Annotated in this window: 19 protein-coding genes; 12 read left to right on the forward strand and 7 right to left on the reverse strand. The window is 65.1% G+C overall.

Features of this window, described 5'->3' with window-relative positions; all coding sequences use genetic code 11:
• Positions 1-9: 9 nt before the first annotated feature.
• Together AC066Y_RS18175 and AC066Y_RS18180 are read right to left on the reverse strand one after the other, a co-directional pair.
• Positions 10-1,953, reverse strand: coding sequence for an alkyl/aryl-sulfatase (locus tag AC066Y_RS18175; RefSeq protein WP_478275070.1), 1,944 nt, complete (start codon positions 1,951-1,953; stop codon positions 10-12).
• 50 nt (positions 1,954-2,003) lie between these two features.
• Entirely contained in the window at positions 2,004-3,824 is a 1,821-nt protein-coding gene (locus tag AC066Y_RS18180; RefSeq protein ID WP_478275071.1) for a flavin-containing monooxygenase, read from the reverse strand.
• Between the two features lie 124 nt (positions 3,825-3,948).
• Between AC066Y_RS18180 and AC066Y_RS18185 the strand changes: the two genes are divergently transcribed.
• Positions 3,949-4,737 (forward strand): IclR family transcriptional regulator, encoded by a 789-nt coding sequence (locus tag AC066Y_RS18185; RefSeq protein ID WP_478275072.1) that lies wholly within the window; start codon positions 3,949-3,951, stop codon positions 4,735-4,737.
• Positions 4,738-4,759: 22 nt separating this feature from the next.
• Here the strand turns inward: AC066Y_RS18185 and AC066Y_RS18190 are convergent, their stop codons facing one another.
• The 3 genes from AC066Y_RS18190 to AC066Y_RS18200 are packed head-to-tail and all read right to left on the reverse strand — an operon-like array spanning position 4,760 to position 8,704.
• Positions 4,760-5,863, reverse strand: coding sequence for an ABC transporter ATP-binding protein (locus AC066Y_RS18190; protein WP_478275073.1), 1,104 nt, complete (start codon positions 5,861-5,863; stop codon positions 4,760-4,762).
• Between the two features lie 15 nt (positions 5,864-5,878).
• Positions 5,879-6,904: an ABC transporter substrate-binding protein gene (locus AC066Y_RS18195; protein ID WP_478275074.1), complete on the reverse strand. Its 1,026-nt coding sequence runs from the start codon at positions 6,902-6,904 to the stop codon at positions 5,879-5,881.
• 24 nt (positions 6,905-6,928) lie between these two features.
• Positions 6,929-8,704 carry an ABC transporter permease gene (locus AC066Y_RS18200; RefSeq protein WP_478275075.1) on the reverse strand — a complete coding sequence of 592 codons (1,776 nt, stop codon included), beginning with the start codon at positions 8,702-8,704 and terminating at the stop codon, positions 6,929-6,931.
• Positions 8,705-9,217: 513 nt separating this feature from the next.
• On the opposite strand from AC066Y_RS18200, the gene AC066Y_RS18205 reads away from it, so the two are divergent.
• The 8 genes from AC066Y_RS18205 (at position 9,218) to soxA (ending at position 16,762) form a co-directional block, all read left to right on the forward strand.
• Positions 9,218-10,618: an MFS transporter gene (locus AC066Y_RS18205; RefSeq protein WP_478275076.1), complete on the forward strand. Its 1,401-nt coding sequence runs from the start codon at positions 9,218-9,220 to the stop codon at positions 10,616-10,618.
• 153 nt (positions 10,619-10,771) lie between these two features.
• On the forward strand, positions 10,772-11,221 hold the full coding sequence (locus AC066Y_RS18210; protein ID WP_478275077.1) for a (2Fe-2S)-binding protein: 450 nt from the start codon (positions 10,772-10,774) through the stop codon (positions 11,219-11,221).
• 10 nt (positions 11,222-11,231) lie between these two features.
• On the forward strand, positions 11,232-13,430 hold the full coding sequence (locus tag AC066Y_RS18215) for a xanthine dehydrogenase family protein molybdopterin-binding subunit (protein WP_478275078.1): 2,199 nt from the start codon (positions 11,232-11,234) through the stop codon (positions 13,428-13,430).
• Between the two features lie 51 nt (positions 13,431-13,481).
• Positions 13,482-14,753 (forward strand): FCSD flavin-binding domain-containing protein, encoded by a 1,272-nt coding sequence (locus tag AC066Y_RS18220; protein WP_478275079.1) that lies wholly within the window; start codon positions 13,482-13,484, stop codon positions 14,751-14,753.
• A 13-nt stretch (positions 14,754-14,766) separates the two neighbouring features.
• Positions 14,767-15,195, forward strand: a complete 429-nt coding sequence (soxX, locus tag AC066Y_RS18225; protein ID WP_478275080.1) for a sulfur oxidation c-type cytochrome SoxX — start codon at positions 14,767-14,769, stop codon at positions 15,193-15,195.
• Between the two features lie 12 nt (positions 15,196-15,207).
• Positions 15,208-15,672, forward strand: a complete 465-nt coding sequence (locus AC066Y_RS18230) for a SoxY-related AACIE arm protein (protein WP_478275081.1) — start codon at positions 15,208-15,210, stop codon at positions 15,670-15,672.
• Positions 15,672-15,992: a thiosulfate oxidation carrier complex protein SoxZ gene (soxZ, locus tag AC066Y_RS18235; RefSeq protein WP_375784337.1), complete on the forward strand. Its 321-nt coding sequence runs from the start codon at positions 15,672-15,674 to the stop codon at positions 15,990-15,992. Before AC066Y_RS18230 ends, soxZ begins: the two co-directional genes overlap by 1 nt.
• The gene (gene soxA, locus AC066Y_RS18240; protein WP_478275082.1) at positions 15,989-16,762 is read left to right on the forward strand and encodes a sulfur oxidation c-type cytochrome SoxA; all 774 of its coding nucleotides are present in this window, start codon (positions 15,989-15,991) and stop codon (positions 16,760-16,762) included. The genes soxZ and soxA overlap by 4 nt, the downstream gene beginning before the upstream one ends.
• A gap of 155 nt (positions 16,763-16,917) precedes the next feature.
• Here soxA and AC066Y_RS18245 read toward each other — a convergent pair whose 3' ends face one another.
• A complete protein-coding gene (locus AC066Y_RS18245) occupies positions 16,918-17,691 on the reverse strand; it encodes a ferredoxin--NADP reductase (RefSeq protein WP_478275083.1) in 774 nt (257 codons plus the stop codon).
• Between the two features lie 167 nt (positions 17,692-17,858).
• Between AC066Y_RS18245 and AC066Y_RS18250 the strand changes: the two genes are divergently transcribed.
• From AC066Y_RS18250 to AC066Y_RS18260, 3 genes are all read left to right on the forward strand, one after another.
• Positions 17,859-19,055: an amidohydrolase family protein gene (locus tag AC066Y_RS18250; RefSeq protein WP_478275084.1), complete on the forward strand. Its 1,197-nt coding sequence runs from the start codon at positions 17,859-17,861 to the stop codon at positions 19,053-19,055.
• Positions 19,056-19,440: 385 nt separating this feature from the next.
• Positions 19,441-20,841, forward strand: coding sequence for a selenium-binding protein SBP56-related protein (locus AC066Y_RS18255; protein WP_478275085.1), 1,401 nt, complete (start codon positions 19,441-19,443; stop codon positions 20,839-20,841).
• Between the two features lie 2 nt (positions 20,842-20,843).
• The gene (locus AC066Y_RS18260; RefSeq protein ID WP_478275086.1) at positions 20,844-21,512 is read left to right on the forward strand and encodes a hypothetical protein; all 669 of its coding nucleotides are present in this window, start codon (positions 20,844-20,846) and stop codon (positions 21,510-21,512) included.
• A 220-nt stretch (positions 21,513-21,732) separates the two neighbouring features.
• Here the strand turns inward: AC066Y_RS18260 and AC066Y_RS18265 are convergent, their stop codons facing one another.
• Positions 21,733-22,188 (reverse strand): MarR family winged helix-turn-helix transcriptional regulator, encoded by a 456-nt coding sequence (locus AC066Y_RS18265; protein ID WP_478275087.1) that lies wholly within the window; start codon positions 22,186-22,188, stop codon positions 21,733-21,735.
• Between the last annotated feature and the right edge of the window lie 6 nt (positions 22,189-22,194).

Genomic DNA, 22,194 nt, shown 5'->3' on the forward strand with positions numbered 1-22,194 from the left:
CACGTGGCTCTACGTCACCACCGTCCGCTTCGGCTCGACGATCTCGAACATCCGCGGGAATTCATCCATCAGCATCATCAACTCACCGAGCCGCAGCGGCTCGCCGGATGCCTTGATCTTGCCGGCACCGACCGCTTCCGGGAACGTGGTCAGCTTGGCGATCACCTCATCCAGCACGCTGCGCGCCAGCGTGAAGCTGGCGTGTGCATCGGACGCCTGCGCACCCTTGACGTAGGTGAGCGCAGAATTCTCGAGATTGAGGATGAAGCTCTCGCCCGTATCGGTAAAATTCCAGTTCAACACGATGCGCTTGCCTTCCGCCTTGGGACCGTTGAGGCGGACGCCGAGCACGTCCCAGAGCTGCTCGGTGCGGAGTGCAGCCAGCGTCTCGCGCGGCATCGGCGAGCGCGGCGGCGTCTTCGGCATGCCCTGCCGCAGCTCCTGGGCGCCGAACAGATAGGCGTTGCGCCAGGTCGAGCTCTCGGCGGCATAGCCGAGCTGCTCGAATGTATCGGCCAGCAATGCGCGCGCCGCCTGATTGTCGGGCTCGGCGAACACGAGGTGGCTGACGGCCTGCGCCACAAAACGGAATTCACCCTTGGCGAAATCGACGGTGGCGCGTTTCAGGATCGCGTCGGCGCCGCCCATGTATTCCACATACTTCTTGCCGGCCTCGACCGGCGGCAGGGAATCGAGATTGACCGGATTGGCGTCGTACCAGCCGAGATATTTCTGGTAGATCGCCTTCACATTGTGCCTGATGTGCCCGTAGTAGCCGCGGCCGTGCCAGGCGCCTTCGAGGCTCGAGGGCAGCCGGATCGTCTCGGCAATCTCGGCCGCGTTGAGGCCGTGGTTCATCAGCCGGATAGTCTGGTCATGCGCGTATTTATAGAGGTCGCGCTGCTGGCGGATCATGGTGTCGATCCGCTCGCGCCCCCACACCGGCCAATGATGCTGGCCACACATCGCCTCGGCCTTGCCGCCCCACATCTGCAATGCCTCGCCGAGATATTTCGACCAGGCCAGCGCATCGCGCACATCGGCGCCGCGGAACGGCAGCAAATTGTGGAAATTGTGCGTGCAGTTCTCCGCGAGGTTCAAGAGCTTGTAGCGCGGAAGGAAGAAATGCATCTCCGCCGGTGCTTCGCTGTTCGGCGCCATCTGGAATTCGAACTCGACGCCGTCGATCACGCGCTTGTCGCCGGTTGCGATGATCAGATCGGTCGGCCGCAGCAGCGCCACACCGCCCGCCGCCATGGTCTTGCCGAGGCCGCAGTCGACCTGGCCGCGCACGCCCTTGGCGAGAAACGGCCCGAACTGGTATTGCGCGCGGCGCAGCATCGCGGGCCCTGCGATGATGTTCTCGGAGACGGCGTGCTCCATGAAGAAGTTCGGCGCGATGATCGGCACACCCGCCGCCAGCATGGCGTCGTCGAGCACGCCGCGCGCGCCGCCCCAATGGTCGGTGTGGGTATGGGTGAAGATCACGGCGGCGACCGGCCGTTTGCCGCGATGCTGGAAGTACAGTTCCATCCCGGCGCGCGCGCCCTCGATCGAGGTCAGGGTGTCGACCACGATGACGCCCTTGTCGCCCTCGATCAGCGTCATGTTGGCGATGTCGAGCCCGCGCACCTGGTAGACGCCCGGCACCACCTCGAACAGGCCGTGATGCATGTTGAGCCGCGATTGCCGCCACAGGCTCGGATCGACGGTCGCAGGCGCCTTCTCCTCGGAGAGGAAGCCGTAAGGCTCGAGGCTCCACACCACCCTGCCCTGGGCCGAGGTGACGCGCGCGTTCTCGATGGTGCCGAGGAAGCCGCGCGCGGCATCGTCGAAATCCCTGGTGTCGGCGAACGGCAGCGCCTTGAGCGTCGCTTCGTGCTGCGCGATGACCGGCGCGGATGCCGCCTTCGGAAGTTCGTGCGACGTCTCACCTGCGGTTGTCTGGGTCATTACTCAAGCACTCCCTCGTTTGGCGAAGATCAGTCCCGGTCGCACATCCCTCAGCGGAATTGCACGCCTTCGAACTGACCGCTGCGGCGCCAGCCATCGATGTATTTGAAGTAGGCCAACGCGCCCGCCGGATAGCCGACATTGAGCTTGGCGGCAGGCCCGGGCTCGTGTCCCTCATTGTTGTAGTAACCGGGCGTGCAATCGGGACCGCCGATCATCCGGCCGACCGCGGTCAGCAGCAGCTCGACCCAGCGATCCTCGGCTTCCTTGCTGACTTCGATCTCCTTGAAGTTGTTGTCCTGCGCATGAGCGACCATCAAGGCGATGGTCCGCGCCGCTTCCGTCAGATTGTGCGGCACGTTGGAAATGAGATTGGCGCCCTGCGTCGGCTGCACGAAGAACACGTTGGGGAAGCCGTGCACGTGAATGCCGTGCTTGGTGCGCATGCCCTTGGCCCAATGCTCCGACAGCTTGAGGCCGTCGCGGCCGGTCAGATCGAAGCCCGCGCGCCTGCGATATTCGGTCCCCACTTCGAATCCCGACGCATAGATGATGCAGTCGAGCTTGTATTCCTTGCCCGCGACGACAATCCCGTTTTCAGTGATCTCCTCGACACCCTTGCCGTCGGTATCGATCAGATGGGTGCCCGGCGTGTTGAACGCCTGAAGATAGGCGTCGTGGAAGCATGGTCGCTTGCAGAGTTGGCCGTACCAGGCCTTGAGGTTCCTGGCCGTCTCGGGATCGCCGACGATGGTGTCGATCCGGTTGCGGATCTCCTCCATCTTCTCGAAGTCGGAGTCCTCGAACACCGCCCGCATGTTTTCCACGGTCCGCTGCTCGCGCGGCAGCAGCATGACCTTGGCGCGGATTCGCTTCGACAGATCGGTCCAGCCGTCCTGCACCAGATCTTCCTCGGCCGATCCACCGGCCTGGTTGGCGGTGAAATTCTCCAGCCAGCGCTGCTGCCAGCCCGGCGTCGCGATATCGGCGAACCAGTCCGGATCGATCGGGCCGTTGCCGCGCACGTCGACCGACGACGGCGTGCGCTGGAACACGTAGAGCTCCTTGCAGGCGCGCGCGAGGTGCGGAATGCACTGCACCGATGTTGCGCCGGTGCCGATGATGCCGACGCGCTTGTCGGCAAGCTTGTCCATCAGCGCGCCCCGGGGATCGCCGCCGGTGTAGTCGTAATTCCAGCGGCTGGTGTGGAACGAGTGGCCCTTGAAGCGCTCGATGCCGGGAATGCCGGGTAATTTCGGCACATGCAGCGGGCCGGTGCCGATGCCGACATATTGCGCGGTGAAGGCGTCCCCTCTGGTGGTGCGGACGATCCAGCGCGATTGCGCGGCGTCCCAGTCGAGGCTCGTCACCTCGGTGTGAAACAGCGCGTTGTCGTAGAGATTGAACTGCCGGCCGATCCGCTGGCAGTGCGCCAGAATCTCGGGCGCATGTGCGTATTTCTCCGTCGGCATGTGGCCGGTCTCTTCGAGCAGCGGCATATAGACCATCGACGCCGTGTCGCACTGCGCGCCGGGATACCGGTTCCAGTACCAGGTGCCGCCGAAATCGCCGCCCTTCTCGACGATGCGGACATCCTTGACCCCGGTCTCGGTCAGCCGCGCCGCAGTGGCGAGCCCGGCAAAGCCGCCGCCGATGAAGGCGAAGGTGACGTGGTCGGTCTTCGGCGCGCGCTCCACCACCGGCGTGTAGGGATCGTCGAGATAATGCGCGAGCTGGCCCTTGATCTGGAGATACTGGTCATTGCCGTCAGGACGCAGCCGCTTGTTGCGCTCCTCCTGATATTTCAGGCGCAGCCGCGCCTTGTCGATCGCGGCGGGCTTTGCGTCTCGGGCTTGCTCGGTCATCGTCATCGGAAGGGCGCCTCGTTTCAGCGGTTCTCTGTCCTTGTTCCCGGCAGATAAACCGATATCGACACGATTTGCAAATTCGTTTTGATATATTGACAAACTGATCGATCAGAGACCAATATTCCGTATGACAGCATCTTCCCCTGCCGAAATTCAGGCGGATCCGTCCTTTGCGACCACCCTGGCGCATGGGTTGGACGTGCTGGCCGCGTTCCGCCGCCACCCGGGCTCGCTGTCCAATGCCGAACTTGCGTTGCATACCGGCCTGTCGCGGCCGACGGTCTCGCGACTGACCTACACGCTGGAGCAGCTCGGCTATCTCAGGCGCGACGCCAAGGGCCGCTTCGTGCTCGGGCTCGGCGCGCTCGCCGCCGCCTATCCCGTGTTGTCCGCGCTGAAGGTACGTCAGCTCGCGCGTCCGCTGATGCGCGATTTCGCGACCTATGCCGGCGGCACGGTGTCGATCGCAATGCCGTTCGGTATCGATTTCATCTACGTCGAGACGCTGCGCACGACGGACGCGGCGCCGCATGTGCCCGACGTCGGCTTTGTCAGCACGCTGGCGCCGACCGCGGTCGGGCGCGCACTGCTCTCGCTGTTCACCGAAGAAGAGCTCGGCGCCTATGTCGCGCGCGTCAAGTCCGAACGTCCCGACGAATTCGACTACGTGCAGAAGCGCACATTGCCCGACGTCGAATTGTGCCGCGAGCGCGGCTTCGCCGTCTCGCTCGGCGAATGGCGGCGCGAGATCTTCGGCGTGGCCGCCCCGCTCTATCGCACGCCGACAGGCGATTGCCTGTCGGTCAATTGCGGCGTCCCGTCCTACCGCTTCAGCGCCGAGCAGATCGAGCGCGAATGCGGCCCGCGCATCCTTGGCCTCGCCCGCAGCATCCGCGCGCTCGTGGAAGAAGGCTAGGCGGCGCGTCATTGCGGCCACGCTAGTCCTGGGTCGCCGGCCCATTGTCACGGTAAGCCCACAGGAATTCGCGCGGCAGCGCGACCTGCGCCTCGACGCCGACCTGATGGCGCGCGGCGGTGCCGAGCTCGATCGCCTCCAGCCGTTTGCCGAACAGCTCGAGGCCGTAGGCGGTCTGCGTGCCCTGGTAGCGCCGGTCGAGCACCTTTGCCGCAAACGTGTTGGCGCTATCGGACCGGCCGATCGCGATGTTCTCGGGCCGCAGCGCCACGCGCACCTTCTCGTCGGGATTAAGCGCCTGGCACAGCGCAACCTCGCCCTGCCGGCCGTCGCCGAAATCGACCACGCCATAACCGCCGTTGCACGCGACCAGCGTGCCGGCAAGCTCGTTGGTCGCACCGGTGAAATTGGCGACGAACAGATCGGCAGGACGGTTGTAGATCACATCGGGCGTGTCCATCTGCAACAGCTTGCCGTCGCGCATCACGCCGATCCGGTCGCCGAGCACGACCGCCTCGGCCTGATCATGGGTGACATAGAGCGCGGTCATCCCGGTCTGCTTGAGGATGACGCGAAGATCGTCGCGCAGCCGCAGGCGCAATTTAGCATCGAGATTCGACAGCGGCTCGTCGAGCAGCAAGAGTTGCGGCCGGTACACCATGCTGCGCGCCAGCGCGACGCGCTGCATCTGCCCGCCCGACAGCGCCACCACCGGCCGGTCGGCATAGTCCGACAATCCGACCAGCGCCAGTGCGTCGTCGACCATGCGGGCGGCATCGTTGCGCCCGATCGTCCGGTGCTTCAGCGGATAGATCACGTTCTGCCGCACCGTCATATGCGGCCATACCGCATAGGACTGGAACACCATGCCGAGATTGCGCAAGCGCGGCGGCACCAGGATGCCGCGCGCCGGTGACGAGACCACCCGCCCGGAAATGCTGATCTCGCCATCGGTCGGATGCTCGAGCCCGGCGACGCAGCGCAGCGTCGTGGTCTTGCCGCAGCCGGACGGCCCGAGCAGCACCACGATCTCGCCGGCCGGCACGCCAAAGCTGACGCCGTCGATCGCCGGGCGGCCGACCGCAAACTGTTTCCTGAGATCGGTGACCTCGAGCGTTGCCGTCATTGCTGCACCATCAGCCTATTGTCGGTAACCGAACGTCTTGTCCCACTCCGCCACCCACGCCGCATGCAGCTTCACGTAATCGTCGAACTTCGGATACCAGAGCTTGACCACCTTGGGATCGAAGCCCTCCGGAAAGGCCGGCGGCTCCTTCAGCGAGGTGAGATTGCCGAGCTCCTTGATCATGAAGGTCTGTCCTTCCTTCGACAGGCACCAGTTCAGGAACAACTTTGCCGCGTTGGGATGGGCGGCCGTCTTCGGAATGCCGCTCGCATAGGGATTGACCGGCGCGCCCTCGGGCGGAAAGAAGATCTCGATCGGCGCGCCGTCCTTCTTCTTTTGATAGATCACGTTGTAGAGCAGCGGCGCGATCGCGATCTCGCCGCGCACCAGGGCATCGGCCGTCGGCGCCCCGGAGGGATAGAGCACGGGATGGGTCGCGGCCTGCCTCGCCCAGTAGTCCTCGCCGAGCACCTGGCGCTCGAACATGATCCGGGTCCAAGTGGTGCCGCCGGACTGCGCGAACACCTGGCCGATCAACTTGTCATATTGCGGCCTGGTCAGGTCCATCCAGGATTTCGGCGGATCCTTCACCAGCTCGGTGTTGTAGCCGATCGACCAGGCGATGGTGGCGCGCGGCCACAGCTTCGGCGAAATCAGTGCGTCCTTGCTGTAATCGGCCGCGTTCGGCGGCGCATAGTCCTGGAACAGATCCTCCAGCGGTTGCATCAGCGCGCGATCGGAGTGGTCGACGACGTCGGCGATCAGTTTACCGGCCGCAGCTTCGGTCTTCACGCGGGTGATGAGTTGCCCGCCGGGCGCGCGGACCATCTCGACCGTGATCTCGGGAAAGCGCTTGTTGAACGCCTTGATCACCTGCTGCTCGATCTCGGCAAAATTCGCGGTGTAAAAGACGAGCTTGCCCTCGGCCTTTGCGGCGGCAATCAATTCCGCCGAGCCGAACTCCTGTGTCCGTGCGGCCGGCGCCAACGCGAGCGTTGCGACGCTCGCCAAGGCCAGTGTGGTGAAGGTTCGCCTATCCATCGCCAAATCCTTCCTCGTTTATCGTTATCCGGTCCGCGCCACGTTGCCCTGCGCCGCCCCACGCGACAGCCAGTTGGCGCCGCCGATCAGGACGCCGAGCAGCACGGTCTGCACCAGGCTGAAGGCCGCGGTCTTGCCGATATTGCCGCCCTCGTAATAGTCGAGCAGCAACACCGACATCACCATAGTGTTGCTGGTGTAGAGGAACAGCGACGAGCCGAGCTCGCGGATCGCCAGCACGAACAGCAGCGTCATCGACGCCAGCACGCCCGGCCGCGCCAGCGGCAGCACGATCGTCCTGATGGTGCCCAGCATGCCCCGGCCGCAGACCCAGGCGGCCTCCTCGAGCTCGCGGTGGATCTGCAGGAACGAGGTCGACAGCGCCTTCACGGTGTCGGGCATGAAGCGCGCGATGAAGGCGAGCGCGAGAATCCAGATCGTGCCGTAGAGCCCGCCGGGCACGCCGATCCAGGCCCAGAGATAGGCGACGCCGACCACGAGCCCGGGGATTGCGACCGGCAGCGTCGAGATCAGGTCGATGGCGCCGCGCCCGGCGACGCGGGTGCGATGGATGGTGTAGCCGATCGCGAAGGCGAGCGCGCCGCCAACAACAGCGGTGATGACGCCGACCTCAATCGCGTTGTAGATCGATTTCATCGTCAGCGGATTGTCGAAGATGCTCTCGAAATGCGTCAGCGAATACTGCCGCATGTCGAACAGGCTGGCGGCATCGCGGATGAACATGAACTTGCGGAAGGCAGCGACGATCAGCGCCAGCGATGGCAGCACCACCACAATGATGAGATAGACGATCCCGAGCGCGAAGGTGAGCCAGCGCCACGCCCCGAGATCGAGGCTGCGCGGCCGGAACGCCTTGCCCGCAACGGTCGTGTAGCTGCGCCCGCTGAGCAATTTCTGCTGCAGATAGACCAGGAGCCCGGTGACCATCATCAGGATGATCGCGACGGCGGCCGCGGTGTTGTAGAGCGGCGGCGACCAGTTGGTGAGCTTGAAGATGTAGGTCGTGAGCACGCTCAGATTGGTCGGTGCGCCGAGCACGGCCGGGATGCCGTAGATGCCGAGCATCACGATGAACGACAGCAGCATGCCCGAGACGATCGCCGGCATGATCAGCGGAAACGTCACCGTGAACAGCGTGGCGAACGCGCTGGCGCCGGAGATTTCCGCGGCCTCCTCCAGGCTCGGGTCCATGTTGCGCAGCGCCGACGAGGTGAACATGTAGACATAGGGCGCGTAGTAAATGCCGAACACGAACACCAGGCCCCACATCGAATAGAGATCGATGCGCAGGTCGGAGCCCATCCACTTGAACATTGTGTTGATCAACCCGGTCTTCGGCGAGCCGAGGATGGCCCAGGCCACGCCCGCCACCAGCGGTGGCGCGAACAGCGGCAGGATACTGGCCGCGGCGATGAAGCCCTTGAACGGCGTGTTTGTGCGTACCACGATCCAGGAGAAGAACAGCCCGATCGCAACCGCGATGACCGTGCCGCCGCCGCAGGCGATCAGCGTGTTGAGCAGCGCCTCGCCGACATTCGGATTGGCAAGCACAGCGAGGAAATTGGCGATCGACAGATGGCTCAAGCTGAGGCGGATGCCGTCAACCACCGGGTTGGTGTCGGTGAGCGCCCCGAGCAGCAGCATCAAGACGGGATAGATGACCAGGAAGCTGAGAATCGCCAGCAGCGCCGCGACCCAGAGGCCAGTGAATGCGCGGCGCCGGGTTCCTTCCCTGGCGCTTCGCATCGCTTCGCTGCGCCAGTCGGTCTGTCCGTGCAATGCGCGCGTCCCCTGTTGCGGCGCGATCTGACGTCGCGCCTGCTTGTATGCCAAGCGTAGTCGATCGCGACCGTGACGCAAGCTATCCGAAAGTCGCTTGCGTGTGGTTGTGTGACACACCGGGGGAACACGAACTCGATCGATCGCGCTCACGCGCCACAATCTCGGTGTCGTCCCTGCGGAAGCAGGGACCCATCACCACAGGGCTGTGTTGTTGAAGAGGGCTGCGGCCCCAGCGTCGCGCAACAATAGCCATTCGTGGTTGTGGGTCCCGGCCTACGCCGGGACGACACTGAATCTGTTGCGCGGCCGCCGAGTCATATTTCGGCGTTCTCGCGACACAATTTGCGCGAGTGTTGCTCTTCGTTCCGCTCGTCGCCGTGCGACCGACTCTCGGCCGCAGCCTGCCGGCGCGCGTCCGGCAAGGCCGCTTCGCATATGCATCATGCAATGGCGCGGCTGGGGAACGGGATGGCGGCGTAGTACATGGCGATCCCGGAGACATTTTGAGGCATGCTCGAGAAGACCCCGACATCAGGCGCCACTGCGGCGCCGATCACTGATGGATTGCCCTGGGAGCGGCGGCGCTGGGCGGTGGCCGCGATCTTCACGGCGCTGGCGATGGCCTCGCTCGATACCGCGATCGCCAACATCGCGCTGCCCGCGATCGCCAACGATCTGCATGTCAGCCCTGCGGAAGTGGTCTGGGTCGTCAACGTCTACCAGATCGCCCTCGTCGCAACGCTGCTGCCGCTCGGCGCGCTCGGCGAAATCGTCGGCCACCAGCGGATCTACATCGGCGGCCTCCTGCTGTTCACATTGGCGTCACTCGGCTGTGCGCTGGCGTGGTCGCTGCCGAGCCTCCTGGTCGCGCGCACCTTGCAGGGGCTCGGCGCCAGCGGCCTGATGAGCGTCAACACCGCGCTGGTGCGCTTCGTTTATCCGAGCCGGATGCTCGGCCGCGGCTTCGGCCACAATGCGCTCGTGGTCGCGAGCGCCATGTCGCTCGGGCCGACCATCGCCTCCGGCATCCTCGCGCTCGGCCCGTGGCCCTGGCTGTTCGCCGTCAACATTCCCTTCGGCATCGTCGCGTTGCTGATCGGCATGAAGACGCTGCCGAAGACGCCGCGCGCCACCCACGCCTTCGACTTCGCCGGTGCGGCGCTGGCCTGCGCCTGCCTCGGGCTCTTCATCATCAGCATCGGCAGCGCCGCCCACAAGGCGGCGCCTGCGCTCGTCATCTCGGAGTTCGCCGGCGCCCTCCTGTTCGGCTGGATCCTGACCCGGCGGCATGCCGATCATCCGGCGCCGATGCTGCCGATCGATCTGTTCCGCCGTCCGATCTTCGCGCTGTCGGCCGCGACCGCCGTCTGCTCGTTTGCTGTGCAGGGCCTCGCCTTCGTGTCGCTGCCGTTCTACTTCGAGGACATACTGCACCGCTCGCAGGTCGAGACCGGCTTCTTCATGACGCCCTGGCCGCTGGTGGTCGCCTTCATGGCGCCGATCGGCGGCCGGCTGTCGGATCGCTATCCGGCCGGCATCCTCGGCGGCATCGGCATGCTGCTGCTCGGGCTTGGCATGGTGCTGCTCGCGACCCTGCCGGCCGAGCCCGGCGTCGCCAACATCGTCTGGCGCACGATGATCTGCGGCATCGGCTTCGGCTTCTTCCAGACCCCCAACCTGAAGGCGATCATGTCGAGCGCGCCGTCGCATCGCAGCGGCAGCGCCAGCAGCATCGTTGCGACCGCGCGGTTGACCGGACAGACCACCGGCGCTGCGCTGGCCGCGCTCTGCTTCGCACTCGCTGGTCGCGAGGGCGCCACCGTCGCACTGGCGCTGGGTGCAGGATTTGCTGCGCTCGGCAGCGTCATGAGCTTCCTGCGCCTGGCCGTCGCTTCGCCGCAAAAGACATGACAGGCATGTTGCGCGCGCGGGGCGCGACCAAACACCGCGCCGTCAACTTTCTTCCGCGCTGCAAACGCGTTTTCTTGATTTGAACCGTTCCAGTTTCAAGGCCAACATCGCCCCGAAGTCCGATCGGAGGATCGGACCATTCAGGGGAAAGCGATGGCAAACCTCAAAATCAACGGCAAGACAATCAATGTGGACGTCGAGGACGACACGCCACTGCTGTGGGCGATTCGCGAGAATGTCGGACTGACGGGGACCAAATACGGCTGTGGCATTGCACAATGCGGCGCCTGCACCGTGCATATCGACGGCGTCGCGATGCGCTCCTGCGGCGTGACGGTGAACGAAGTGGCCGGCAAGGACATCACCACCATCGAGGGCCTTGCGGCGGGCGGCGTGATGCACAAGGTGCAGCTCGCCTGGATTGCGAACGACGTGCCGCAATGCGGCTATTGCCAGAGCGGCATGATCATGGCCGTCGCGGCGCTCTTGAAGGACAACCCGAAGCCGACCGACGACGACATCAACGACGCCATCACCAATATCTGCCGGTGCGGCACCTTCCAGCAGGTGCGCGAGGCGATCCATGCTGCCGCGAACGCGTGAGGAGGCAGCAATGAACCAGCACGTCATGCCAAAGCTCCCTTCAAGGCTCAATCGCCGCGCCTTCGTGATCGGCACCGCAACCGCCGGCGCAGGTCTCGCACTCGGCCTCGATCTGCCGTTCGGTGGCCCTTCCGTGGTGCGAGCGGCCGACGGCGCACCGGAAGTGAACGCCTGGGTCGTGATCCGGCCCGACGACACCGTGGTGATCCGCATCGCCCGCTCCGAGATGGGCCAGGGCACGCTCACCGGCCTCGCCCAACTCGTTGCCGAAGAGCTGGAATGCGATTGGTCGAAGGTCACCACCGAATATCCGACGCCCGGCCAGAGCGTCGCCCGCAAGCGCGCCTGGGGCGATTTCTCCACCGGCGGCAGCCGCGGCATCCGCAGCTCGCAGGACTATGTCCGCAAGGGCGGCGCCACTGCGCGTGTGATGCTGATCCAGGCCGCGGCCAATGAGTGGAAGGTGCCGGCCACCGAATGCAAGGCCGCCAACAGCGTCATCACGCACACGCCCTCGGGCAAGACCACGACCTACGGCAAGGTCGCGGAAGCCGCCGCCAAGCTGGAGCCGCCGGCCGACGTCAAGCTGAAGGATCCGAAGGACTGGACCATCGCCGGCAAGGGCCTGAAGCGGCTTGACACCGTCGACAAGACCACCGGCAAGATGACCTACGGCATCGACGTCAAGCTGCCGGGCATGCTGAACGCCGCGATCAAGGACTGCCCGGTGTTCGGCGGCAAGGTGAAGAGCTTCGACGAAGCCAAGATCGCCGGCATGAAGGGCGTCAAGAAGGTGGTCCAGGTCGGCGACAGCGCCGTCGCCGTCGTCGCCGATACCTGGTGGCACGCCAAGTCTGCGCTCGACAAGCTGCCGATCGTCTGGGACGAAGGCGACAATGCCAAGGTCTCCAGCGAGACCATCGCAAAGTGGCTTGCCGAAGGTCTCGACAATGCGCAGCCGGCCTATGTCGGCAACCAGAACGGCGATGCCAAGGCAGCGATCGCCGGCGCGGCCAAGAAGGTGGAGGCTGTCTACAGCTATCCCTACCAGAACCACGCCACGATGGAGCCGATGAACGCCACCGCGCTCTACACATCAGATAAATGCGAGGTGTGGTGCGGCACGCAGAATGGCGAGGCTGCGTTCGCGGCAGCGCTCGAGGCCTCCGGCCTGCCGGCGGAGAAAGTCGACGTGCACAAGCTGATGCTCGGCGGCGGCTTCGGCCGGCGCGGCATGACCGACTATGTCCGGCAGGCGGTGGCGATCGCCAAGCAGATGCCCGGCACGCCGATCAAGCTGTTGTGGTCGCGCGAGGAGGATATGCAGCACGGCAAGTATCACCCGATCACGCAGTGCAAGCTGACCGGAGCGTTCGATGCCGACAACAATCTGGTCGCGCTGCACTACCGGCTGTCGGGTCAGTCGATCCTGTTCTCGGTGCGCCCGGAAGCGCTGCAGAACGGCATGGACCCCGCCGCGTTCCAGGGCGTCGCGCAATCCGGCGAGGCCGCGATCGGCTACTCGGTGCCGAACCTGCTGGTCGAGCATGCGATGCGCAATCCGCACGTTCCGCCGGGCTTTTGGCGCGGCGTCAACGTCAATCACAACGCGATCTACCTGGAATGCTTCATGGACGAGCTGGCCCAGGCTGCCGGCCAGGACCCGCTCGAATTCCGCCGCAAGCTGATGGGCAAGCACCCCAAGCATCTCGCGGTGCTCAACGCCGTGGCCGAGAAGATCGGCTGGGGCACACCGGCGCCGCAGGGCGTCTATCGCGGCATCGCGCAGGTGATGGGCTATGGCAGCTATGTTGCCGGCGCCGCCGAGATCTCGGTGACCGACGGCAGCAAGATCAAGGTACATCGCATCGTCGCCTCCACCGATCCCGGCTATGTCGTCAATCCGGCGCAGGTGGAGCGGCAGATCGCGGGCTCCTTCGTCTACGGCCTCAGCGCATTGTTCTACGGCGGCTGCACCGTGAAGGACGGCCGCATCGAGCAGACCAATTTCGACACCTACAACTCGATGCGCATCAACGAAATGCCGAATGTGGAGTCGGTGATGGTGCCGAGCGGCGGGTTCTGGGGCGGCGTCGGCGAGCCGACCATCGGCGTTGCGGCGCCGGCGGTGCTCAACGCCTATTTCGCCGCGACGGGAAAGCGCATCCGCAGCTTCCCGCTGCGCAACCAGAACATCTCCTTCGCCTGATCAACCAGAAGCGGCGACCCCGCCGCCGCTTCCTTATTCGGATTTTCGTGCATGGCCGTCACGCGTCGTCCGACGCGCAGGGATGTAATCCGTGGCGCCGCTGTCGTCGCAGCGGCGGCACTGGCGCGTCCGGCGCTGGCGCAAGGCGCGCCACGGATCGCGGTGATCGGCGGCGGCTTCGGCGGCGCGGCCTGCGCACGGGCGCTGCGGCGGCTCGATGCCAAGCTTCAGGTCACGCTGATCGAGCCGAACAAGATTTTCACCGCCTGCCCGTTCAGCAACGAGGTGATCGCAGGCCTGCGTGAACTCTCTGCGCAGCAATTCACCTACGACAAGGTTGCGGCCGACGGCATCACGGTCGCCGCACAGGCGGCCACCAAGGTCGATGCGCAGGCGCGCAGCATCACGCTCTCCGATGGCACGGCGCTCCCCTATGACCGGCTTGTGCTCGCCCCCGGCATCGACATGCGCTTTGACGCCCTTTCCGGCTATGACGAGGCGGCCGCCGAGAAGATGCCGCATGCCTGGAAGGCCGGCGTGCAGACCATGCTGCTGCGCAAGCAGCTTGAAGCCATGGACGATGGCGGCCTGGTCGTGATCGCGGTGCCGGCCGCGCCGTTGCGCTGCCCGCCCGCGCCCTACGAGCGCGCCAGCCTGATCGCGCATTACCTCAGGGCGAACAAGCCGCGCTCCAAGATCCTGGTGCTCGACGCCAAGGACAATTACTCGCAGCAGAAGCTGTTCGAGAAAGCCTGGGCGGAACTCTATCCCGGGATGATCGAAAGGATCGCGCTGTCGCAGGGCGGACGGGTGACCTCGGTCGATCCGGCGACCAACGAGATCGTCACCGACTTCGGCAACTACACCGCCGCGGTCGCCAATGTGATCCCGCCGCAGCGAGCCGGCCGTATCGCGGAGATCGCCGGCGCCGCCGACCACACGGGCTGGTGCCCGATCGATCCGGTCTGCTTTGCCTCGAAGCTTGTGCCCGATATCCACGTCATCGGTGATGCCGCGATCGCCGGCGGCATTCCGAAATCGGCCTCGGCGGCGGCGGCGCAAGGCCGCGCCTGTGCGGCCGCGATCGTCAATTCGCTTGCAGGCAAGGCGCCGGAGACGCCGCGGCTCGATGGCGCCTGCTACAACACGGTGGCGCCAGGCTATGCCTTCTCGCTCAAGGGCATCTATCAGCCGAAGGAGGATCAGTACGCCGAGGCCGATGTGACGACGAGCCCGGTCGACGCGCCGAGCGAGGTGCGTCAGCGCGAGGCCGACCAGGCGATCGACTGGTTCAGGACGATTACGAGAGACGCCTTTGGCTAGGCTCGCTCTCACAATGCTTCTCGCTGCGGGGCTGCTCGCAGTCTGCGCGCCCGCCGACGCCGAGAAACTGCCGCCCTACACCGTGGTCGGCGATGCTATTCCAGCCTCGCTGACCGGAACCAAGGGTGACGCAACGCGCGGCCGGGCGCTGATCGTCGAGCGTTCCTCGACTTGCATCCTTTGCCACAGCGGCCCATTTCCGGAGCAGGCGTTCCAGGGCGACCTCGCGCCGAACCTCACCGGCAGCGGCAGCCGCTGGTCGGAAGGACAGTTGCGGCTCCGGCTGGTCGATGCGTCGCACCTCAATGCGGCGACGATCATGCCGTCCTACTATCGCATCGACGGGCTCGCGCGTGTCGGCGCCTCATGGCGCGGCAAGCCGATCCTGTCGGCGGAACAGATCGAGGATATCGTGGCCTATCTGGTGACGCTGAAGAACTAGGACCAATTGTCGATGGCTAATTCAAACCACACCACACGCCGCACGGTTCTGGGCCTCGCCGGAGGCGCCGCAGTGTTGGTGATCGTGCGCCCTGCCGACGCAACGCCAGCAATGCTGTCGGCCGCGATCCGCAATGTCGTCGGTGAAGCCAATTTGCACACCGGCAAGGTCAAGCTCGACATCCCGCCGCTGGTCGAGAATGGCAACACGGTGCCGATGACGGTCAGCGTCACCAGCCCGATGACGGCGGACGCGTATGTGAAGAGCATCCACGTTTTCAACGAGAAGAATCCGCAGCCGAACATCGGCAACTTCTATCTCGGGCCGCGCGCCGGACGCGCCCAGGTATCGACCCGCATCCGCCTCGCCGACAGCCAGAAGGTCACGGCCATCGCACGGCTGTCCGACGACACGTTCTGGTCGACGACCGCTGATGTCGTGGTGACGCTCGCCGCCTGCACCGAGGAAGCGATCTGATGCCATCAGCCCTGATCAACGTGCCGGCCAAGGCCAAGCGCGGCAGCGTCATCGAGATCAAGACGCTGATGTCGCACATCATGGAGACCGGCTATCGCCACACCGCGTCGGGCGACGTGGTGCCGCGCGACATCATCACGAGCTTCACGTGCCGTTTCAACGGCACGGAAGTGTTCCGCGCCGATCTTTATCCGGCGATCGCGGCCAATCCGTTCATCACCTTCTTCACCACGGTGACCGAGAGCGGCAAGTTCGAGTTCGAGTGGATCGGCGACAAGGGGTTTTCGGAGACCGCGCAGGCTTCGATCACGGTCGAATGAAGATTGCGGTCTGCATCGCGCTGCTGACGGCGATGGCGGGCGCGGCGCTCGCCGCGGAGATTCCGCTATCCGAGCGCCGCTCCGGCTACAGCTTCATGAGCCCGGACACCAAGGCGATGCAGGACGAGGACACCGCCAATCCCGGCATGCTCTTTGTGCTCGACGGCGAGGCGCTGTGGAAGCGCAGGGCCGGCACCGCGGACAAGGCCTGCGCCGACTGCCACAATGACGCGCGGGTCAGCATGAAGGGCGTCGCGGCGCATTATCCGGCCTTCGAGAAGGCGCTGGGAAAGCCGGTCGACCTCGAAGCGCGGATCAACCTCTGCCGTGCTAATCACCAGCAGGCCTCGCCGTTCGCCTATGAGAGCCGCGAGCTGCTGGCGCTATCCGCCTACGTCGCAGAGCAATCACGGGAAATGCCGATCACCGCCGGCGACGATCCGGAGCTGGCGCCATTCGTCGAGAAGGGTCACGCGCTGTTCATGCAGCGGCAGGGCCAGCTCAATCTCGGCTGCACCAACTGCCACGACGACAATTGGGACAAGAAGCTCGCGGGAAGCGCGATCACGCAGGGACAGCCGACCGGCTATCCGCTGTACCGGTTGGAATGGCAATCGCTCGGATCGTTGCAGCGGCGGCTGCGCGCCTGCATCACCGGCATCCGTGCACAACCTTATGACTATGGCTCGCCCGAGCTGGTCGAGCTCGAGCTCTATCTGATGTCAAGGGCGCGCGGCATGCCGGTCGAGACGCCCGCGGTCAGGCCCTAGCCTCGGCTCGATCCACGTCATTGCAAGCGACGCGAAGCAATCCATTGCTCCCGGCTGTACCGGAAGATGGATTGCTTCATCGCTTCAGCGCAAAATTGCTTTGCAATCTTGCCCCAATATTCCTCGCAATGACGGGCTAGAGATCACTGCGAAGATCAGCGTTCGGCGAACGCCTTCTCCACCACGAACTGAGCCGGTTCGCCATGATTGCCTTCGACGAAGCCACGACCGCCCAGCAGCGTGCGGGTATCGGCGACCAGCGCCGGCGAGCCGCAGATCATGACACGGTCATGCGCCGCATCGAGCGCCGGCAGGCCGCTGTCGGCGAACAGCTTGCCCGATGTGATGAGGTCGGTGATGCGGCCGCGATTGCGGAACGGATCGCGCGTCACGGTCGGGTAATAGATCAGCTGATCGCGCACCAGATCGCCGATCAGTTCGTCCTGCGGCAGCTTCTCGGTGATCATCTCGCCATAGGCGAGCTCCTTGACGCGGCGGCAGCCGTGCAGCAGCACCACCTTCTCGAAGCGGTCATAGGTCTCGGGATCCTTGATCACGCTGAGGAACGGCGCGAGGCCGGTGCCGGTGCCGATCAGATAGAGGTTGCGGCCGTCCTCGAGGTTGTCGATCACCAGCGTGCCGGTGGCCTTGCGGCTGACGATAATCTCGTCGCCTTCCTTCAGGTGCTGGAGACGCGAGGTCAGCGGGCCGTCCGGAACCTTGATCGAGAAGAACTCGAGCGTGTCCTCGTAGTTCGCGCTAGCGACGCTATAGGCCCGCAGCAGCGGCTTCTCGCCGACCTTGAGCCCGATCATGGTGAACTCGCCGTTGCGGAAGCGGAACGACGGATTGCGCGTGGTCTTGAAGGAGAACAGCGTGTCGGTCCAGTGATGAACGCTGAGGACGCTTTCCTGGTTGAAATTGCTCATCGCACCAACCCCTGATTTGTGCTGCGGCGGAAAGGGACTTGAACCCCGTTGACCGGCCGGATCGTTTGTATACGATCATTCGTATACAAACGAATAATCCGGCTTGATCCGAAAGTCAAGCCGGGCTCAAATTCCGGGCAATTTTGGAAAGAAAAAGGAAAACACCCATGGCTCACGACGCGCCCCAGGCCACCGGCCCCAGCAAGCTGGTGATCCGCAATATCGGGCTATTGCTGTCGGGAGCGCTGGAGAGGCCGATCCTGGATGCCGATACCATCGCAGCCGAGAACGGCAAGATCACCGCGATCGGCCGCTTCAAGGACGTCGACACCGAAGGCGCCACCACCATCGTCGATGCCATGGGCACGACGGTCGCGCCCGGCCTGATCGACAGCCATGTCCATCCCGTCGCCGGCGACTGGACGCCGCGGCAGAACCAGACCAGCTGGATCGACAGCTATCTGCACGGCGGCGTCACCACCATGATCTCCGCCGGCGAGGTGCATATGCCCGGCCGGCCGCGCGACGTGGTCGGGTTGAAGGCGATGGCGATCTTCGCGCAGCGCGCGTTCTGGACGCTGCGGCCGGGCGGCGTGAAGGTGCATGCCGGCGCGCCCGTGATCGAATGCGAGATGGTGGAGGACGATTTCAAGGAAATGGCCGCGGCCGGCGTCAAGCTGCTCGGGGAGGTCGGGCTCGGCGGCGTCAAGGACGGCCCGACCGCGCGCAAGATGGTCGGCTGGGCGCGCAAATACGGCATTCAAAGCACGATCCACACCGGCGGCCCCTCGATCCCGGGCTCCGGCCTGATCGACAAGGACGTGGTGCTGGAAGCCGACACCGACGTGGTCGGCCACATCAATGGCGGCCACACCGCGCTGCCCGACGACCAGATCCGCTGCATCTGCGAGGGCTGCAAGCGCGGGCTCGAGCTGGTGCACAACGGCAACGAGCGTTCGGCGCTGTTCACGTTGCGCACCGCGCGCGAGATGGGCGATTTGCATCGCGTCATCCTCGGCACCGACGCGCCGGCCGGCTCCGGCGTGCAGCCGCTCGGCATCCTGCGCATGATCTCGCTGTTGTCCTCGCTCGGTGAGCTGCCCGCCGAGCTCGCGTTCTGCCTTGCGACCGGCAACACCGCGCGGATGCGCGAGCTCGATTGCGGCCTGATCGAGGTCGGCCGCTCCGCCGATTTCGTGCTGATGGACAAGGCGCAGCATTCGCCGGGCAAGAACATCCTGGAGAGCGTTCAGCTCGGCGATCTCCCGGGCATCGGCATGACCATCATCGACGGCATCGTCCGCACCCAGCGCAGCCGCAACACGCCGCCCGCAGGCAAGGTGCCGGAGATCGTGGCGAAGTAGGTTACGATAGACGACCCGTCATCCTGAGGTGCTCGCGAAGCGAGCCTCGAAGGATGCACGGCCACCAGCGGAGCCGTCGACCCTTCGAGACGGTCGCTTCGCGACCTCCTCAGGGTGACGGTGAGAGATCGGTCCGTTAGGGGACAGTAAAGCGGCGCTTGCTCAACCTCTTGAAGAAGCTGTTGGATCACAGGCACGGCGCCGCGCGTCTTTGCCGCGCCGCCTCCGTAACCGAACCTTGTTTCCACCCGTCATCATTGAGGTGTATCGTGCCGCCACGCGAACCTGGCCGGCGGCGCTCGCAAGAGCCACGCGACGATCCGGAATAGTTCCTGCCGCATGCCGCCGTGCCGTTGGTCCACACCAGCCAACAGGAGGCAGCACGATGACGATGAGGCCAGATCCCACGTTTCACGCCTCGCCGAAGCTTGCGATGGAAGCTCCGGCAGAGAACTTCGCCTACACCGTGCTGCTCAGCCCGGACTTTTCCAAGCCCGACGCGCTCGCCGTGATCGACGTCAAGCCGGGCTCGCCGACCTACAGCAAGATCGTCCACACCGTGACGATGCCCAACAAGGGCGACGAGTTTCACCATTTCGGCTGGAACGCGTGTTCCTCGGCGTTGTCCCCGCTTGCCGGACATGCCTTCATCGAGCGCCGCTATCTCATCGTCCCCGGCATGCGGTCGTCGCGGATCTACATCATCGACACCAAGCCGGATCCGACGCAGGCGAAGATCCACAAGATCATCGAGCCCGAGGAGGTGTTCAGGAAGACCGGCTATTCGCGGCCGCATACCATCCACTGCGGCCCGGACGGCATCTACGTCTCGACGCTCGGCGGCGGCGGCAAGGACGGCACCGATGGGCCGCCCGGCGTCTTCATCATGGACTGCGAGACCTTCGAGGTGCTCGGACGCTGGGAGATCGATCGTGGTCCCCAGACCAAGCACTACGACTTCTGGTGGAACCTGCCGCGCGACTACATGGTGAGCAGCGAATGGGCGCTGCCGCCGCAGTTCGAGAACGGGATCGTGCCGGAGGACCTGCTCTCGAACAAATACGGCCATCGCATCCACTTCTGGGATCTGCGGGCGCGCCGCAATGTCCAGACCATCGATCTCGGCGCCAACCATCAGATGGCGCTGGAGGTGCGTCCCGCGCACGATCCGGTTCGCGAATACGGCTTCGTCGGCGTCGTGGTCGATACCACGAACCTCGAAGGCTCGATCTGGACCTGGTGGCGCGAGGGCGGCAAGTTTCACATCGAGAAGACGGCAACGATCCCGCCCGAGCCCGCGCCGAAGGAGCAGTTGCCGCCGCTGCTGCAGGGTTTCGGCGCCGTGCCGCCGCTGGTGACCGACATCGACCTGTCGATGGACGACAAATTCCTTTACGTCTCCTGCTGGGCCACCGGCGAGATGCGCCAATACGATGTCAGCGATCCGCGCAAGCCAAAGCTCGCCGGATCGGTCCGCATCGGCGGCATTGTCAGCCGCACGCCGCATCCCAACGGACAGGCATTTGCCGGCGGTCCGCAGATGGTCGAGATCAGCCGCGACGGCAAGCGGGTCTACTGGACCAATTCGCTGTACTCGACCTGGGACGACCAGTTCTATCCGCAGGGCATTCCCGGCGCCGAGGTGATGGCGAATGCCGGCCCGGGCGGCGGCCTCGAGCTGGCAAAGGACTACTGGGTCAGCTTCCCCGACGGGTACCGCGCGCACCAGATCCGGCTCGACGGCGGTGACTGCTCGACGGATTCGTTCTGCTATCCATCGGCCTGATTGTGGGTGCAGCCGACTGGACACCGGCCTGGCTGTGGCTGGCGGTGATTGCGAGCGGCCTCTACCACGGGATCAACCCCGGCATGGGCTGGCCGCTCGCGGTTTCGGCCGGATTGATGCAGAGGAGTTCGCGCGCGCTGCTGGCCGCGCTTGGCCCGCTCGCAATCGGTCACCTGCTGGCGATGCTGCTCGTGATCCTGCCCTTCGCGCTGCTGATCACCCTCGTCGAATGGCAGCGCACGATCCGGATCGGCGCCAGCCTGCTTGTGATCGCCTTCGGCATCTATCGGCTGATCGACCGGCGCCATCCGCGGGCCTTGGCGCGGATACCGCCGACGCAACTCGCCTTGTGGTCGTTCGCGGTGGCGATCGCCCACGGCGCGGCGCTGATGCTGGTGCCGATCTATCTCGGACTATGCCGCGTGGCTGAGCCGGACCAAGGTCACGCGGCCGCCAACTCCCTGATCGGCAGCAGCCTCACCATGGCCGTGCTGGTCTCCATCGTCCATGCCGGCGCGATGATCGCGGCCGGCGGATCTCTGGCGTGGCTGGTCTACCGCTATCTCGGCCTCAAATTCATGGCCCGGAGCTGGTTTAATCTGGACACGGTCTGGGCCGTCAGCCTGGTGCTGGTCGGCGCCGTCGCGCTGGCGCTCGGTGTTGCGACATAGTTCGGATGCGGCGCGCTGCCCAATCGGCAAGGCGTCCGGAGATCGTGACGACGTGAGGCGCAATAGATGACCCGTCACCCTGAGGTGCACGCGCAGCGTGCCTCGAAGGGTGAACGGCCCGTGGCAGACAATTGGGCCGTCGACCCTTCGAGACGCCGCGCTCTGCGCGGCTCCTCAGGGTGACGGTCCTAGATTTGTGTCAGCGCAGCTTAGATTTGGCTTAGCGCAGCCTCCCGAGCAGCGCCAACAGCGTCTCGCGCTCCTTGGCATCGAGCGGCGCCAGCGTCTCCCTGGAGATCACGAGCGCATTCGGCGCGGCCTTGTCGGCCATCTGCTGACCGGCGCGCGTCAGGCTCACCATCAGCCGGCGGCCGTCGTCGGGATCGGGCGAGGTCTCGGTCAGGCCACGCGCGGTCAGGCGATCGATCACGCCCTTGATGGTCGCAACGTCCATCGAGGTCAGCCGCCCGAGCTGGTTCTGCGAGCATGGCCCGACCTCTGACAGCTTCGACAGCGCCGCCCACTGCGTCGGCGTCAGGTTGATGCCGATCTCGCGGGCGAAGATCACCGCATGGCGCTGCGACACCTGGCGCAGGATGAAGCCGATCTGCTCGTCCAGGACGTAACCGGGCTTGGCGGCCTTGACGCTTCGCTTCTGTGCAGCACTCCTCGCCATCGTTTC

Source organism: Bradyrhizobium sp. USDA3010 (assembly GCF_056429065.1).